15 protein-coding genes are annotated in these 15,489 nt (G+C 41.7%); 11 read left to right on the plus strand and 4 right to left on the minus strand.

The window, feature by feature from the left end; translation table 11 throughout:
• Nucleotides 1–175 precede the first annotated feature (175 nt).
• The 7 genes from N523_RS0105470 to murA are packed head-to-tail and all read left to right on the plus strand — an operon-like array spanning nucleotide 176 to nucleotide 4,842.
• Nucleotides 176–991, plus strand: a complete 816-nt coding sequence (locus N523_RS0105470; protein ID WP_013463988.1) for an ATP-binding cassette domain-containing protein — start codon at nucleotides 176–178, stop codon at nucleotides 989–991.
• Entirely contained in the window at nucleotides 991–1,770 is a 780-nt protein-coding gene (mlaE, locus tag N523_RS0105475) for a lipid asymmetry maintenance ABC transporter permease subunit MlaE (RefSeq protein WP_013463989.1), read from the plus strand. Before N523_RS0105470 ends, mlaE begins: the two co-directional genes overlap by 1 nt.
• A gap of 14 nt (nucleotides 1,771–1,784) precedes the next feature.
• Nucleotides 1,785–2,333: an outer membrane lipid asymmetry maintenance protein MlaD gene (gene mlaD / locus N523_RS0105480; protein WP_013463990.1), complete on the plus strand. Its 549-nt coding sequence runs from the start codon at nucleotides 1,785–1,787 to the stop codon at nucleotides 2,331–2,333.
• 5 nt (nucleotides 2,334–2,338) lie between these two features.
• Nucleotides 2,339–3,019: an MlaC/ttg2D family ABC transporter substrate-binding protein gene (locus N523_RS0105485; RefSeq protein WP_028834536.1), complete on the plus strand. Its 681-nt coding sequence runs from the start codon at nucleotides 2,339–2,341 to the stop codon at nucleotides 3,017–3,019.
• The gene (locus N523_RS0105490; RefSeq protein ID WP_008465119.1) at nucleotides 3,012–3,305 is read left to right on the plus strand and encodes an STAS domain-containing protein; all 294 of its coding nucleotides are present in this window, start codon (nucleotides 3,012–3,014) and stop codon (nucleotides 3,303–3,305) included. Before N523_RS0105485 ends, N523_RS0105490 begins: the two co-directional genes overlap by 8 nt.
• A 5-nt stretch (nucleotides 3,306–3,310) precedes the next feature.
• The gene (locus tag N523_RS0105495) at nucleotides 3,311–3,568 is read left to right on the plus strand and encodes a BolA family protein (RefSeq protein ID WP_007378312.1); all 258 of its coding nucleotides are present in this window, start codon (nucleotides 3,311–3,313) and stop codon (nucleotides 3,566–3,568) included.
• Nucleotides 3,569–3,582: 14 nt separating this feature from the next.
• On the plus strand, nucleotides 3,583–4,842 hold the full coding sequence (murA, locus tag N523_RS0105500; RefSeq protein WP_008465122.1) for a UDP-N-acetylglucosamine 1-carboxyvinyltransferase: 1,260 nt from the start codon (nucleotides 3,583–3,585) through the stop codon (nucleotides 4,840–4,842).
• Nucleotides 4,843–4,933: 91 nt separating this feature from the next.
• Here murA and N523_RS0105505 read toward each other — a convergent pair whose 3' ends face one another.
• From N523_RS0105505 to N523_RS0105515, 3 genes are all read right to left on the minus strand, one after another.
• Nucleotides 4,934–6,016 carry a trypsin-like peptidase domain-containing protein gene (locus N523_RS0105505; RefSeq protein ID WP_013463993.1) on the minus strand — a complete coding sequence of 361 codons (1,083 nt, stop codon included), beginning with the start codon at nucleotides 6,014–6,016 and terminating at the stop codon, nucleotides 4,934–4,936.
• Nucleotides 6,017–6,103: 87 nt separating this feature from the next.
• Entirely contained in the window at nucleotides 6,104–7,456 is a 1,353-nt protein-coding gene (locus N523_RS0105510) for a Do family serine endopeptidase (protein ID WP_008465125.1), read from the minus strand.
• Nucleotides 7,457–7,578: 122 nt separating this feature from the next.
• Nucleotides 7,579–8,013, minus strand: a complete 435-nt coding sequence (locus N523_RS0105515; RefSeq protein WP_008115546.1) for a YhcB family protein — start codon at nucleotides 8,011–8,013, stop codon at nucleotides 7,579–7,581.
• 133 nt (nucleotides 8,014–8,146) lie between these two features.
• Between N523_RS0105515 and zapE the strand changes: the two genes are divergently transcribed.
• On the plus strand, nucleotides 8,147–9,235 hold the full coding sequence (gene zapE / locus N523_RS0105520; protein ID WP_008465128.1) for a cell division protein ZapE: 1,089 nt from the start codon (nucleotides 8,147–8,149) through the stop codon (nucleotides 9,233–9,235).
• Nucleotides 9,236–9,400: 165 nt separating this feature from the next.
• Here the strand turns inward: zapE and gorA are convergent, their stop codons facing one another.
• Nucleotides 9,401–10,762 carry a glutathione-disulfide reductase gene (gene gorA / locus N523_RS0105525; RefSeq protein ID WP_028834537.1) on the minus strand — a complete coding sequence of 454 codons (1,362 nt, stop codon included), beginning with the start codon at nucleotides 10,760–10,762 and terminating at the stop codon, nucleotides 9,401–9,403.
• A gap of 252 nt (nucleotides 10,763–11,014) precedes the next feature.
• On the opposite strand from gorA, the gene prlC reads away from it, so the two are divergent.
• The 3 genes from prlC (at nucleotide 11,015) to N523_RS0105540 (ending at nucleotide 15,239) form a co-directional block, all read left to right on the plus strand.
• Nucleotides 11,015–13,066 carry an oligopeptidase A gene (gene prlC / locus N523_RS0105530; RefSeq protein WP_028834538.1) on the plus strand — a complete coding sequence of 684 codons (2,052 nt, stop codon included), beginning with the start codon at nucleotides 11,015–11,017 and terminating at the stop codon, nucleotides 13,064–13,066.
• A 162-nt stretch (nucleotides 13,067–13,228) separates the two neighbouring features.
• Nucleotides 13,229–14,407 carry a response regulator gene (locus tag N523_RS0105535; protein ID WP_013463997.1) on the plus strand — a complete coding sequence of 393 codons (1,179 nt, stop codon included), beginning with the start codon at nucleotides 13,229–13,231 and terminating at the stop codon, nucleotides 14,405–14,407.
• A gap of 76 nt (nucleotides 14,408–14,483) precedes the next feature.
• On the plus strand, nucleotides 14,484–15,239 hold the full coding sequence (locus N523_RS0105540; protein ID WP_028834539.1) for a class I SAM-dependent methyltransferase: 756 nt from the start codon (nucleotides 14,484–14,486) through the stop codon (nucleotides 15,237–15,239).
• Nucleotides 15,240–15,489 lie beyond the last annotated feature (250 nt).

The raw sequence follows: 15,489 nt of genomic DNA on the forward strand, positions 1-15,489 counted from the left end.
TAGGCGGTTATTTTAAGTATTCTTTGGCGCTTTTTATATGAAATTTTAAGCCAAAGTTAAGGCTGCTTGAATCAATCTTATAACTGTTTTTGCGACACTATTACAAAATCTTACGAATTGTTTTTTCCATATTGGTTAAAAAACCCTTAAAATAGAAATATGAGAGAGTATTGTTATGGAGAGCGACTTGTCGCAATCAATAGTAGAAGTCAAGGATGTTACCTTTTCTAGAGGCGATAGGGTCATATACAAAAATATGAGCTTTGACGTACCTGAGGGTAAAATTACTGCCATTATGGGGCCAAGCGGAATTGGCAAAACCACGATGCTACGCCTAATAGGTGGCCAGCTTAAACCAGACTCCGGTGATATTTTATTTAAAAACGACAGCATTGTCGCTATGTCGCGTAAAGAACTCTACGCGGCACGTAAACGCATGAGTATGTTATTTCAAAGCGGTGCCTTATTTACTGATATGTCGGTGTTCGATAACATTGCATTCCCCATTCGAGAGCACACGCAACTCAGTGAAGATTTAATCCGTTTAGTGGTATTAATGAAACTACAAGCTGTTGGCTTACGTGGTGCTAAAGATTTAATGCCTTCAGAGTTATCTGGCGGTATGGCACGTCGTGCAGCTTTGGCTCGCTCTATAGCGCTTGATCCTGAACTTATTATGTATGATGAGCCTTTTGCAGGACAAGACCCTATTTCAATGGGGGTTTTAGTTAAGCTGATCAAATCTTTAAACGAAGTACTTGGCTTATCTTCTTTAATTGTCACGCACGATGTGACAGAAGTAATGAGTATTGCCGACCACGTTATTATTATTGCTGATCAAGGCGTTATTGGCAGTGGTACACCAGAGCAGATGCGAGAGCACGAATCACCACTTGTTCAACAGTTTTTAAAAGGGTTATCAGATGGTCCAGTGCCATTTCATTATCCAGCACAAACCTATGCAGATGAACTGTTAGGAGAGCAGCAGTAATGTTGGATTTACTACAAAAAATAGGCCACAAAACGCTGGGCCGATTTGCTGCACTGGGGCGTTCAACCCAAATGCTGGCAAGTGCGTTATGGCATGTACCCAATTTTAAAAAAGGCACACCTTTACTCGTGCGCCAATTATATATGGTTGGCTCACAGTCATTATTGATCATTGTTGTATCAGGATTGTTTATCGGCATGGTCTTAGCCCTGCAAGGCTATACTGTTTTAGTTGATTATGGCGCTGAAGACAGCCTAGGCCCTTTAGTGGCACTCAGTTTATTGCGTGAACTTGGGCCAGTAGTAACCGCATTATTATTTGCCGGTAGGGCAGGCAGTGCGTTAACCGCTGAAATTGGCTTAATGAAAGCCACCGAACAGTTATCATCGCTTGAGATGATGGCCATTGACCCGCTTAGACGAATTATAGCGCCGCGGTTTTGGGCTGGTTTGATTAGTATGCCAATGTTGGCACTTATTTTTTCTGCTGTAGCTATTATTGGTGCTCATTTAGTGGGGGTTGATTGGCTAGGCGTTGATACGGGAAGTTTCTGGTCAATTATGCAATCTCAGGTGTCGTTTGAAAAAGACATACTAAACGGTTTAATTAAAAGTATCGTATTTGCGATTGTTGTTACCTGGATTGCGCTTTACAAAGGGTATGACTGTGTTCCCACATCAGAGGGGATCAGCAAGGCAACAACAGAGACAGTGGTGCACTCATCACTAGCGGTATTAGGTTTTGACTTTATTTTGACAGCGGTAATGTTTACCAGCTAATAGGGTATTAAATAATGAATTCACGGAAATTAGAAATTTTAGTTGGTTTTTTTGTAGCATTGGGCATTTTGGCATTTTCAATGCTGGCGCTCAAAGTGGCTAATTCGGGTATTAGCGGCTCAGGTGAAACCTACACATTGAACGCCAAGTTTGAAAATATAGGATCATTAAAAACACGTGCACCCATTAAGGTGGGCGGCGTTGTTATTGGTCGTGTAGAGTCAATTTATGTGCATCCACAAGAGTTTTTACCAGTAGTAAATATGAGCATTGATGCGCAGTATTTGTGTCGTTTTTCAGACACTAGTTCCATCTCTATCTTAACCTCGGGTATTTTAGGTGAACAATATTTAGGGATTAACCCCGTTATCGCATCAGATTCAGCTAAACAGCGATGCTTAGGCGAAGATGTAGCGAACAGCGAACAAGATCAAGCCATTGACGATTTATTTGGTGTTCAAAGTAAAGCATTAGCTAACGGCGATTCTATTACAGATACCAAGTCAGCATTGGTACTAGAAGAATTAATAGGCCAGTTTTTATTCAACCAAGGTAGTGAGTAATTATTATGTTGAAAACATTTTTAGCAAGTATCGCATTAGTAACTGTCACGCTAGTACAAAGTGTACATGCCGGTGAGGTGAAATTGGCTGATCCTAATAAAATGGTACGTCAGGTTGCTGATAATACCTTTGAGCGTATTACCAAAGACCAGCCGTTAATAACCACTAATAAAGAGCATTTACGGGTCATTGTTGAAGAAGAATTGATGCCTTACATTGACTACAAATATGCTGCACTGAGAGTGTTAGGTAGCGAAGTATCTAAGGTACGCGCCATTACCGACAAAGCAGAAAAAGCAAAAGCAATTGAAGATATTCAGCGTTTTATTGGCGCGTTTAGAGAGTACCTTGTTGCCACTTATGCTGGCGTTTTTACCCAGTATACTAATCAACAAGTTGAATTTGCTGCCGAGCAGCCTTTTAAAGGCAAAGATGTGGTGGTGGTAAAAACCAAAATTGTAGAAGCCGGTAAGCCTGATATTAAAATTGATTTTAAAGTACGTGAAGATAGAAGTGGCGAATGGCGCGCTTACGATATGATTGCTGAAGGCATTAGCTTACTTGATGCAAAACAAAGTGAGCTTCAGGGCATTTTACGCCAACAAGGTATTGACCACGTTAGCGACCTGTTAGAGCAAAAAAGTAAGTTACCGGTTCAGTTTAGAGGCAGTGACACAAATGACTAAATTGGCAATCAGCCAAGTCGATGAACAGCATCTACGAGTCAGTGGTGAATTGACTCATAATTCAATTGGCAATGAACGGCTTCTGAATACCAAGCGACAAACTGAGCATAAAACCCTTTATTTTGACCTAAGTGAGGTGACAAGGGTTGACACAGCCGGCTTAGCTTGGTTAATTCACTCTTTTACAGAATTTAAGCAACAAGGCATTCGCCTTGAATTGCAAAACCCACCTGAACAACTGCAAAACCTTATGCAGTTAGGCCAGGTTACAACCCTATTTGAGTGAGAGTTATGGAAACGAGTCAAGTCGAAACATTATTACGCGACGAACTTCAGTTAGCTGAAGTACATGTAAAAGCCAATGGCAGTCATTATGAAGTAATCGCTGTCGGTGAATGCTTTGACGGATTAAGTCGTGTTAAAAAGCAACAGCTAGTATATGGGCCATTAATGAACACTATTTCAGACGGTACCATTCATGCTGTTTCTATCCGCGCTTTTACTCCGACAGAGTGGAAACGTGAGCAAAAATTCATTTTACCGCAATAAATAAGGCCCCTTAGATGGATCAATTTGTAATTCAAGGTGGCACTTCACTCGCTGGTGAAGTAACTATTTCAGGCGCTAAAAACGCAGCTCTTCCGATTCTATTTGCAGCTTTATTAGCTGATGGCAAAAGTACTTTTACTAACGTACCACATCTTCGCGATATCATTACGACCGAAGCCTTATTAAAAACGTTAGGCGCTGATGTTCAGTGGCAGGGCGATTCACTCATTATTGATGGTGCAACGGTAAATAGCACGTTAGCGCCTTATGACTTAGTAAAGCAAATGCGTGCGTCAGTGCTTGCACTTGGCCCTTTAGTCGCTCGATTTGGTGAGGCACAAGTATCCTTACCTGGTGGCTGTGCTATTGGTGCGCGCCCGGTTGATATTCATATTCAAGGCTTAGAGCGTATGGGCGCTCAAATAACCGTTGAAAACGGTTATATTAATGCCAAAGTAGATGGTCGCTTAAAAGGCGCTGAAGTTTTCATGGAAATGATTAGCGTAGGTGCTACTGAAAACTTACTGATGGCGGCAACGCTCGCCGAGGGTAAAACAGTACTAGAAAATGCTGCCCGCGAGCCAGAAATTATCGATTTAGCCAATTGCTTAATTGCTATGGGGGCTAAAATCAGTGGTGCGGGCTCAAGCCGTATTGAGATTGAAGGGGTTGAGCGTTTATCAGGTTGTGAACACCGAATATTACCGGATCGTATTGAAACAGGTACCTTTTTAGTGGCTGCAGCGATGGCTGGCGGCGAAGTTCTGTGTAAAATGACCGACTTTCATTCACTTGAGCCAGTAATAGAAAAACTACGTGCAACCAATGCGTTATTAGAAGTGCACGATGACAGTATTTATTTAGACATGCGAGGCCGAGAGCTTAAAGCGGTGAATATTAAAACTATGCCTCATCCTGGTTTTCCAACCGATATGCAAGCGCAGTTTACCGCATTAAATGTGGTGGCTAATGGTAGTGCGACGATTACCGAAACTATTTTTGAAAATCGTTTTATGCATGTGCCTGAGCTTCAACGTATGGGCGCTAATATTCGCTTAGAAGGCAATACGGCCTTTTGTGGTGAAACAAAAAGCTTATCGGGTGCGCAAGTAATGGCAACTGACCTTCGTGCATCAGCGAGTCTTATTTTAACAGGGATTGTGGCTCAAGGCGAAACGGTTGTTGATCGTATTTATCATGTAGATAGAGGTTATCAGCGTATTGAAGATAAACTCAGTGCGCTAGGTGCTAACATCAAACGCAAAAGCAATTAGTTATACTAATACAATTATTATTCTAATCCATAAAAAACGCGATGATCTATCGCGTTTTTTTATGTCTAATGCCAAAGTATAAATAAGCGCTTTATAGCTTGGTTTCAAGCTCTGCTACTTTCACCATTATTTTTTGTATCTCACCGTTACGGTATAGCTCAAACTCAATTTCTTTCCCCGGTTCGGTACTGCCTATTTTTTTCAATACATTTTGTGGATTAGCCACTGAAAGCCCAGCAATTTTAATCACAATATCTTGCTCTTCTATACCCGCCTGCCATGCAGGACCTAAAGGGTCTAGGTTGGTAATACGCATGCCTGCAACGGGCGTTAAGCTATCATTGACCTCTTTACCTGTACTGTCTACCGCTGTGCCTTCAAAGCCCAAATAGCCGCGTACTACACGACCATGGCGAATAAGTTTGCCCATTACCTCTTTTGCCAAGGTGTAAGGCACCGCAAAAAAGATCCCTTGTATATTTAAGTTTTCACGGGTTTTAAACTGGGCAGAGGTGATCCCTACTAAATCGCCATTAGAATTTACCAGTGCACCACCAGAGTTACCTACGTTAATAGCAGCGTCCATTTGCAGTAAGTTATTGTAAGGACTGTCGGTAATTTTTTGCTTACCGGTGGCGCTAATGATCCCCTGAGTAATGGTTTGCCCTAAGTTAAGTGGGTTTCCGATGGCTAACACTAAATCGCCTACACTCGAACTGTAGTTATCATTAACGGGTATAACGGGCAGGTGATTGGCATTTATTTTTAATAATGCTAAGTCGGTAATAGTATCAAATCCAATGAGTTGCACATCAAAAAAACGTCTGCCGTCAGTAAGAATAACTAGTATTTGATCGGCATTATTGATCACATGGTAATTAGTCAAAATATAACCGTCAGGTGACATGATCACCCCAGAACCAAGCTCTTGCACCGTATTTTGGCGTTTGTAGCGTGGCTCTTTAGAAATGCTTTCTGAAAAAATGGTGACAACCGATGGCGCTGCGCGCTTAACTGCATCAGAAAAGCTCAAATGACTTGCAGTCATTGCACTGGGTAGCGGCACGTTAGGTAGCAATGCAGTGCGCATGTTAGGGCTAAAAAAAACCACTAAAAAAGCAATGCCTAAACCGGCAAATAGAGGAGGAAGTACAAATTTTAGAAGTTTTAGCACGGTATTCTTATTGTTAGTGAGCAATCCCTTTATGATGGCACAAAAAAAATAACAGCGGCAAGTGCCGCTGTTACTTTTATTGTATTATTACTGAATTAATACAAAAATAGACTCACGCCCGCGTTTTACACCTAACACAATATTACCTTGAATATCTTCGATAATTTTGTTCATGTCGCGAATGCTTTCTACTCGTTGACGGTTTACTTGCACAATAACATCGCCTTCTTCAAGGCCAACCCGTGCTGATGGCGAACGAGGGTCTACAGAGGTCACCTCAATCCCTTTCATTTTGTTCTTCTTCACGTTTTCAAGCGTTGCACCTTGGAATGCTGGGTGTAACTCTTCGCCCGCAGCGGTAATGCCTGATGCACCATCTAGGGTTACTTCCACATTTTTAACTTTACCGTCACGGTAAATCCCCAACTGTACTTCACGACCCTCACCTAAGGTGGCAATTTTACTGCGTAGTTCATGGAAGCCACTAATTTCACTACCATTAATACTAATAATTACATCGCCTGCTTTAATTCCCGCTTTGCTGGCTGCGGTGTCATCCATTACCTGCATAACATAAGCCCCTTGTTTAACATCAAGCTGCTGTGCTTTAGCAAGACCTGCATCAAGAGGGCGGCCTGAAATACCTAACGAACCACGGCGTACTTCACCATGCTCTACAATTTGATCAACTAGGTTTTTCATCATATTTGACGGAATAGCAAAGCCAATCCCCACATTTCCGCCTGATGCACCTAAAATAGCGGTATTAATACCAATCAGCTCACCGTTTAAATTAACTAAAGCCCCACCTGAGTTACCTTGGTTTATCGCGGCATCGGTTTGAATGAAATCTTCGTAACCCTCAATATTTAAGCCACTGCGGCCTAATGCGCTAACAATACCTGAGGTAACCGTGTGGCTTAAACCAAAAGGGTTACCAATTGCGACGGCAAAATCACCGACACGTAAGTCATCTGAGTTAGCTAGCTTTACTGCGGTTAATTCATCTGCGTCTATTTGTAGTAGCGCAATATCAGACTCTTTATCGCTACCAATTTTTGTTGCTTCATATTCGCGGCCATCTTCAAGGGTGACCACCATTTTTTCAGCGTCTTGCACTACATGGTTGTTAGTAACGACATAACCTTTGTCAGCATCAATAATAACTCCTGAGCCTAAACCACTAAACTGGCGCTTTTGGCTACGTGGCTGCGGGTTGCCAAAAAAGAAATCGAGCGGGTCACCGCGTCGGCGAACCTCTTTAGAGCCTGAAACCTGAATACTCACTACACCTGGGGTAATTTGCTCAAGCATAGGGGCAAGTGTTGGTAATTGTTGACCATTAACGGCAACCGGCAATTTAGCAAACGAGGCGGTTGGACTTAGTAATAAGCTAGTAGATAAAATAGCAGCACTGATAAGTGATAATTTCATTTTCATAGTCAGGGTTTACTCCACTTAAAAAGCAAAAGGCTGCAATAAGCAGCCTCAAAAAAGTATATCAGTAAGATAAAACAACAAAGCTGTTATATCTAAAGACTATGGGGTCAAAAAAAAGTTCATCAAGATGCTTTAGAAGTATTCACATCACCAGCAAATAATCCTGATTTACCCGACACATAATCAGCTGGTTGAGCATCGGCGTTTGAGCGATCTGAACTACGCTCTTTTAATGACGCTTGTAACTGCTCTGTGGTTTCTTTAGAGAAAAACGGTTCAGCAGGGGCTTTATTTCTGTCTTCAAGTAATAGTTGATTGGTTTCTTCAACATGGCTTAATAACTGGTCGTAGTTTTCTTTCATTTTGTTTACTAACTTACCAGTGTTCGCTAAATGGTCGGCAACATCTTGACGATACTGCTCAAGCGAATGCTTAGCTTGCTCTGCTTGTTGCTCTAACTCATCTTGTTTAAATTGTTTTTTAGTGACAAAGGCACCAACGAAAAATGCAGCAATAGCAACCACTATCACTAAACCTACCCATGTAAATGTACCCATAAATTCACCTCTATGCGAAAATAACTAAAAAAATTTAGTTCAATAATAATTCATACTTAGTCTAATATACCCTGAGTATTGATGCGTGTTAATATGCTTTACAAATTAAACTGTGTTTTAACTGTAAATAGATATGACTCCTTGGCAAACATACCAGCAAGACCTTCAACGCGATGACTTTGTACATGACGCAGCACAAGAAAATGCAGTTCGTCATTTACAGCGTTTATACGACGATTTAACACAAGCAAAACCACAATCTAAAGGTTTTTTTGCAAAGCTTTTTAATAAAGCAGAGCCAGCTCCCATTAAAGGTTTATACTTTTGGGGTGGCGTAGGCCGTGGTAAAACTTACCTTGTTGATACTTTTTACGAAGCTTTACCGGGCGATAGAAAAATGCGAGTGCATTTTCACCGTTTTATGCACCGAGTACACGACGAGCTTAAAAAGTTAAACAACACAGCAAACCCATTAGAAACAGTTGCCGATATTTTTAAAGCAGAAACAGACATAATTTGTTTTGATGAGTTTTTTGTACAAGACATTACCGATGCCATGCTGCTCGGTGGTTTAATGGAAGCGCTATTTGCTCGTGGTATTGTGTTAGTTGCAACCTCTAATATTATACCTGATGATTTATACCGCAATGGCTTACAACGCGCTCGTTTTTTACCGGCTATTGCCTTAGTGAATAAGCATACTGAAATAGTTAATGTAGATTCCGGTGTTGATTACCGGTTACGTACACTGGAACAAGCAGAAATTTTTCACAGCCCGCTTGATGAGCAAGCTGATAAAAACCTATTTGAATACTTTGATAAGCTCTCCCCTGAGGCCGGTAAAGTAGACACCCCAATTGAAATAGAAGGGCGGATGATCAAAACCCGTAAGGTGTCTGATTGCATCGTTATGTTTGAATTTAGCGAACTGTGTGAAACCGCGCGTAGCCAAGTGGATTACATGGAAATAAGCCGATTATATAACACGGTGATTTTATCAAACGTAAAACAGCTTGGACAAAATAATGATGATGCAGCAAGGCGTTTTATTGCGTTGGTAGATGAGTTTTATGAGCGCAATGTGACGTTAATTATCTCTGCAGAAAAACCCATTACCGAGCTCTATACACAAGGCAATTTAAACTTTGAATTTAAACGCTGTATTAGTCGCCTGCAAGAAATGCAATCGTTAGAATATTTAGCCCGAGAGCATTTAGCTTAAAATACGAAGGTTAGCGGGCGACGGGCGACGGGCTACGAGCAACGGGCTACGGGCTACGAGTTGAAATTACCTAGCAGCGGGTTTACCCCGCGTAAAGTTGGTCATTTAAAATAAAAAACCTTGCGATGTTAACCGCAAGGTTTTTTTATTTTCTCGAACCTCGACCTATCTCATGGTAACAAATTCTTCCGACCCTGTTGGGTGTAGTGCTACAACCGCATCAAAATCGGCTTTAGTCGCGCCCATTTTCATGGCGACAGCAAAGCCCTGAATCATTTCATCAACGGTGAAACCGATACCGTGTAAGCCCACAACTTTTTCATCATCGCCTGCACACACAAGCATCATGTTACATGCTTGGCGATGCTGAGTAACTGCGGTGTACATAGCCGCAAAGCTTGATTTATATACTTTTACATTTTCTTCGCCGTACTGAGAAATCGCCTCTTGTTCAGTTAAGCCAATGGTGCCGATAGGTGGATGGCTAAATACCACGGTTGGTACTAGGCTGTAGTCCATTTTCAAATCATCCGGCAGCGCTTTATTAAATAAACGCTCCGATAGAGTACGACCCGCTTTTACAGCAACTGGTGTAAGCTCAATACCATTTTCGATAATATCACCCACAGCGTATACATTTTTAGCCGTGGTGTTTTGGTATTCATCTACTTTTACATAGCCGCTTTCGTTTACTTCTACGCCTGCTGCAGCAAGGTTAATTTTATCGGTTGTAGGTGTACGACCAATCGCCCAAATAACCTGATCAACATTTTCGCTGTAACCGTTTTCAAAATGAATAGTTAAGCTGCCATCAGCCTCTTTTACCACCTCTTTTGGCGAACACTCAGTGTGCAGAGTAGGGCCTTCTTTTGCCATAATATCAACCAGTGTGTCGATAATGTATGGGTCAAAGGTGCGCAGCGGCTTGCTCTTACGAACAAATAAATGGGTTTGTGTCCCTAGGCTGTGTAGCACACCAGCGATTTCTACGGCAATGTAACCGGCACCAACAACGGCAACACGCTTAGGTTGTTCGTTCAGCTCAAAAAAGCCGTTTGAATCAATACCGTGTTCAGCACCTGGAATGTTAGGAATAGTAGGGCGTCCGCCTACGGCAACTAAAATGTGATCAGCAGTGTAATGCTCACCATTTACTTCAACGGTTTTACTATCCACAAATTTTGCAAAGCCTTTGATCACAGTTACGCCATTTTTAGCTAAACCATTATCATAGCCTTTGTGAATGCGGCCAATATAGGCTTCACGGCTTTCTACTAGCTTTGACCAGTCAAAGCCTTTAACTTCAACATCAAAACCGTAATCAGGAGCATAAAGATTAATTGCTTCAGCAACTTGAGCGCCATGCCACATTACTTTTTTAGGAACACACCCTACGTTTACGCAGGTGCCACCCATGTGTTTAGCTTCAATTAATGCTACTTTTGCGCCACGCATTGCTGCACGGTTAGCTGATGCAATACCACCACTACCGCCACCAATTGCAATGTAATCAAAATGCTGAGCCATGTTTAATCCTCTAAATATTAATTTAACTTTTCTGTGCCGATGATAGCATATGCGATGAGCAAGTCACTTGTTCGGGGCTGCTAAAATCTATCAAACATCCTTCATCAAACGAAAGATATGCTATTTCAGATCAAGCTGCTAGGTGATCATTTACAGATACGCACTCGTTAACTAGTAAAGCAGGTTTGCCCTTGTATTTACGTATTTTGCCCCAACTTAAATTTTTATATTTTGCATAAACCGAGAATCACTATGACCAATGCACATACTAATCCCCTAATCGGGCTTGAAGGTTTACCGCCTTTTTCAAAAATAAAGCCAGAGCATGTTGTCCCGGCACTAAAAAAAGGTATTGAGCACTGTCGCAGTGCAATTGATGATGTATTAGCAAAGCAATCATACACATGGGAAGATTTAGTATTACCCCTTGAAGAAGCTGACGATAAACTATCGCGATTGTTTTCACCGGTATCGCATTTGAACTCAGTAATGAACAATGATGAACTTCGCGAAGCCTACGAGCAATGTTTACCGCTTATTTCTGAATACTCTACTTTTGTTGGTCAGCACCAAGGTTTGTATGAGGCTTACAACGCACTTTATAACAGTGACGAATTTAAAACACTCACTACTGCCCAGCAAAAAACCATTACTAACGCATTACGTGACTTTAAGCTTTCAGGTATTGCGTTAAATCCTGAGCAACAAAAACGCTACGGTGAAATTAGTGCGCGTTTATCAGAGCTTGCCTCAAAATTTGGTAATAATGTGATGGATGCCACGCTTGCATGGCATAAGCATATTACCGATGAAAGCCAATTGGCTGGTTTACCGGAATCAGCGCTTGCATTAGCGGCCGATACGGCAAAAAGTAAAGACTTAGACGGCTGGGTATTTACCCTAGATTTCCCTTCATATTTGCCGATCATGACCTATGCAGATAATCGTGAACTTCGTGAAGAAACATACACCGCGTTTTCAACCCGTGCATCCGATCAGGGCCCTAATGCGGGAGAGTTTGATAACTCAGCCATAATGAGCGAAGAACTTGCACTGCGTCATGAATTAGCACAATTATTAGGTTTTAATAACTACGCTGAAAAGTCGTTGGCTACAAAAATGGCAGAATCACCCGCGCAGGTATTCTCATTTTTAGAAGACTTAGCTGCTAAGTCTAAACCACAAGCAGAGCAAGAACTTAAAGAGCTGCAACAATATGCAGAGCAAAAGCATGGTATTAGTGAAATGCAGGCGTGGGATTTTGGTTATTACAGTGAAAAACTAAAGCAAGAAAAGTACGCGATTTCAGATGAAGTCCTTCGCCCGTACTTCCCAGCAAATAAAGTACTGAGTGGCTTATTTGAAACGGTTAATCGCCTATTTGGCATTACTGTAAAAGAAGTCGCTGATTTTGATAGCTACCATAAAGATGTACGCTTTTTTGAAATTTATGACAGCAATAACACTTTACGTGGTCGTTTTTACTTAGATTTGTATGCGCGCGATCACAAGCGTGGTGGTGCGTGGATGGATGACTGTATGGGTCGAAAAGTGCGCGCAAATGGTGAGCTACAAACACCGGTTGCTTACCTAGTCTGTAACTTTAATAAAGCGATTGGCGATAAGCCGGCGTTATTTACCCATAATGAAGTAACCACACTGTTTCATGAGTTTGGTCACGGCATTCATCATATGCTTACTCAAGTAGATGCAGCCCCCGTTGCCGGTATTAATGGTGTGGCATGGGATGCCGTTGAGTTGCCAAGTCAGTTTTTAGAAAACTGGTGTTACGAGGAAGAAGCGCTTAGCTTTATCTCAGGTCACTTCGAAACCGGTGAGCCACTACCTAAAGAGTTGCTTGATAAACTACTTGCGGCTAAAAATTATAACTCAGGTATGCAAATGTTAAGACAACTTGAGTTCTCGTTATTTGATTTTAAAATCCACCACGATTACGTGGCAGACAAACCATGTAACATTCAAGCTGTGCTTGATGATGTACGCAGTCGTACCTCAGTCATTAAGCCGCCAGCGTTTAATCGTTTTCAGCATGGCTTTAGTCATATTTTTGCGGGCGGTTATAGTGCAGGTTATTACTCGTACAAATGGGCTGAAGTACTTTCGGCAGACGCCTATTCTAAATTTGAAGAAGAGGGGATTTTTAATCCACAAACAGGCCAAGCGTTTATGCAGCACATTCTTGAAAAAGGCGGCAGCGAAGAGCCGATGACATTGTTTAAAAACTTCCGTGGTCGTGAGCCAAGTGTAGACGCACTACTACGCCACAGTGGCATTGCCGCTTAGGGTCTGTTGACCTTTGCGGATTAAAATATAATTACAAAAGCGCCCCAGTGGCGCTTTTTTATTGCCTAAAACACAGTGTTGTTAAAGAATATTTTGAATAAATTTTAGTAGTTTCAACATAGCGTACTATGCTTTGAACAAAGTACTAAAAGGGACTAACGCATGGCAAAGTTAATACTGGCAATTGATGACGATAAATTAATGCACCATATTATTGAAGAGTCTTTAGCTGGGTTTTGTAAAGTGCTCCATGCCAAAAATGGTGAAGATGGCATAAGACAAGCAAACAAGTATAACCCTGATATTATTTTACTTGATGTTGAAATGCCGGGCATGTCTGGATATGAGGTCTGCCAAAGTATTAAACAAAATAAAGCCACAACAGACATTCCGGTAATGTTTTTATCATCCAAAGTGGGGCAGGCTGAACGTATTAAAGGGTTTAGTGTTGGCGGGGCTGACTACATTTTAAAGCCTTTTAACGCACAGGAGCTGATGGCACGTATTAAAATTCTTTACCAGTACCGCAAGCAATGCGCAGCACTGCAGTATGATATAGCAAAGGCCAATAAAACAGCTGAAATGGCGATGATTGAAACCGGTGACATGGGACGCATTATGCGCTTTGTTTGTCAAAGCTACCATGCTGATAATTTAGAACTATTAAGTGAATACTTTTTAGGCTTTTTTACGCCATTACATCTCAATGTCGTGGTTGTTTTTTGGCAAAATAACCAGGGAGTGTTTTATAGCCAAGAGACGGGCGTATGCCCATTAGAGCAAGAGCTACTCATGCAGCATAAAAATGCAGAGCGCTTTGTTGATATTGGTCATAGTACTATTATTAATTACCCTAATATTTCACTGTTAATTAAAAATATGCCAATAGATACGCCATCACTGTATGGTCGCTATAAAGATTTATTTCCGCATATTTTAGAAGTAACTAACGAAAAAGTAGTTACTATACAGCAGCACCAATATCGACTAATGCGCGACAATGAGCTCACCCTTGCTTTTAAAGATATTGTTGCCCAGCTTAAAAATCAAAACGCCATGCAAACGAATGCGATTAGCCAGCTTACAGAGCAGCTCGAGCAACTCCAATCATTAATGCAAACACAAAATGACTTACCAGCTTCGCAGCTCAATGAGCAAATAACTCAGCTTAGCCATACATCACAGCAGCTGGTTGCAACCACGAATGACTTAGCCTTTATTAAGCACCAACTAAAAACAACTACTCAACAGCGTGATGACTTAATTACTCAAACACAACTAAGTAAACAACAAGCGCAGCCAGAATCTGAGAGTGAAAATAACGATATTGAGTTGTTTTAAACTATACACCTTGCGAACTTCGTATATTGCTGCTGTTTGGGTATAATAGCGATGAAATTTATCATCGGAGTGTGAAGTGGTTATACAGTGTGCGTTTAAAGAGTGTCGACCTTATTTAAATGAGTTAGAAGCACGCTTTGGGCTTGCTCAATGGGCAGAGCAAAGCAGTGGTTTTAGCTTGCATTACGATGATAAAGGATTAAGCCTATATAAAACTGATGAGCCTAAACTAGGTGCAATTAACGTAGACTTTGTAACTGGTGCCGTTGCACATAGGCGTAAATTTGGTGGTGGTAAAGGGCAATCAATTGCTAAAGCCGTTGGTCTTAATAAGGGTGCAACGCCAGTGGTACTCGATGCAACCGCAGGGCTTGGACGTGATGGTTTTGTTTTAGCTTCGCTAGGCTGTAAAGTGATTTTGCATGAGCGCCACCCCGTGGTTGCCGCGCTGTTATATGACGGTTTACAACGTGCTTATAACGATAGTGAAATTGGCCCATGGATGCAGCAAAATATGAGCTTAATATTTGGCTCAAGCCATACCTTACTTGCTCAATGTGACAGCATGCCCGATGTAGTGTACTTAGATCCTATGTTTCCGCACCGTGAAAAATCAGCATTGGTTAAAAAAGAAATGCGCGTATTCCAAGAATTAGTAGGTGGCGATACCGACGCCGATGATTTACTCGAGTTTGCTTACCCTCTTGCCAGCAAACGTGTTGTAGTTAAACGCCCCGATTACGCACCATTTTTAAATGATAAACCCCCAAGCATGCAAATCAAAACCAAGAAGAACCGCTTTGATGTGTATGTAAAAGCCGCAATGGTTTAGGTTAAAGAACAGTTTTTAGTCTTCAGCTGTCAGTTGTTAGCAAAAGATTAAGCCAAGTACGGTGTTTGGGTTAAACGTAGGCCGGGCTTTACGCCGCGCAGGTAGTTTGACATGTTGTGAAAGTGCGCGAGGTAAACTCTCGCCTATAATATAAAAACTGGGCTTGCATAAGGCTCGGTGTTTTATTTTACTACCTGACCGCTGACCGCTGACCGCTGACCGCTGACCGCTGACCGCTGACCGCTGACCG

It is taken from the genome of Pseudoalteromonas sp. 23_GOM-1509m (assembly GCF_000518425.1).
In the GTDB taxonomy this organism is placed as follows: Bacteria; Pseudomonadota; Gammaproteobacteria; order Enterobacterales; family Alteromonadaceae; genus Pseudoalteromonas; species Pseudoalteromonas tetraodonis.

What these genes read in the sequence shown, in the direction of transcription:
- murA (WP_008465122.1), top strand. Translation starts at nt 3,583, where the DNA reads ATGGATCAATTTGTAATTCAAGGTGGCACTTCACTCGCTGGTGAAGTA.
- N523_RS0105495 (WP_007378312.1), top strand. Translation starts at nt 3,311, where the DNA reads ATGGAAACGAGTCAAGTCGAAACATTATTACGCGACGAACTTCAGTTA.
- N523_RS0105470 (WP_013463988.1), top strand. Translation starts at nt 176, where the DNA reads ATGGAGAGCGACTTGTCGCAATCAATAGTAGAAGTCAAGGATGTTACC.
- N523_RS0105490 (WP_008465119.1), top strand. Translation starts at nt 3,012, where the DNA reads ATGACTAAATTGGCAATCAGCCAAGTCGATGAACAGCATCTACGAGTC.
- prlC (WP_028834538.1), top strand. Translation starts at nt 11,015, where the DNA reads ATGACCAATGCACATACTAATCCCCTAATCGGGCTTGAAGGTTTACCG.
- N523_RS0105485 (WP_028834536.1), top strand. Translation starts at nt 2,339, where the DNA reads ATGTTGAAAACATTTTTAGCAAGTATCGCATTAGTAACTGTCACGCTA.
- mlaE (WP_013463989.1), top strand. Translation starts at nt 991, where the DNA reads ATGTTGGATTTACTACAAAAAATAGGCCACAAAACGCTGGGCCGATTT.
- N523_RS0105535 (WP_013463997.1), top strand. Translation starts at nt 13,229, where the DNA reads ATGGCAAAGTTAATACTGGCAATTGATGACGATAAATTAATGCACCAT.
- gorA (WP_028834537.1), bottom strand. Translation starts at nt 10,762, where the DNA reads ATGGCTCAGCATTTTGATTACATTGCAATTGGTGGCGGTAGTGGTGGT.
- N523_RS0105510 (WP_008465125.1), bottom strand. Translation starts at nt 7,456, where the DNA reads ATGAAAATGAAATTATCACTTATCAGTGCTGCTATTTTATCTACTAGC.
- zapE (WP_008465128.1), top strand. Translation starts at nt 8,147, where the DNA reads ATGACTCCTTGGCAAACATACCAGCAAGACCTTCAACGCGATGACTTT.
- mlaD (WP_013463990.1), top strand. Translation starts at nt 1,785, where the DNA reads ATGAATTCACGGAAATTAGAAATTTTAGTTGGTTTTTTTGTAGCATTG.
- N523_RS0105515 (WP_008115546.1), bottom strand. Translation starts at nt 8,013, where the DNA reads ATGGGTACATTTACATGGGTAGGTTTAGTGATAGTGGTTGCTATTGCT.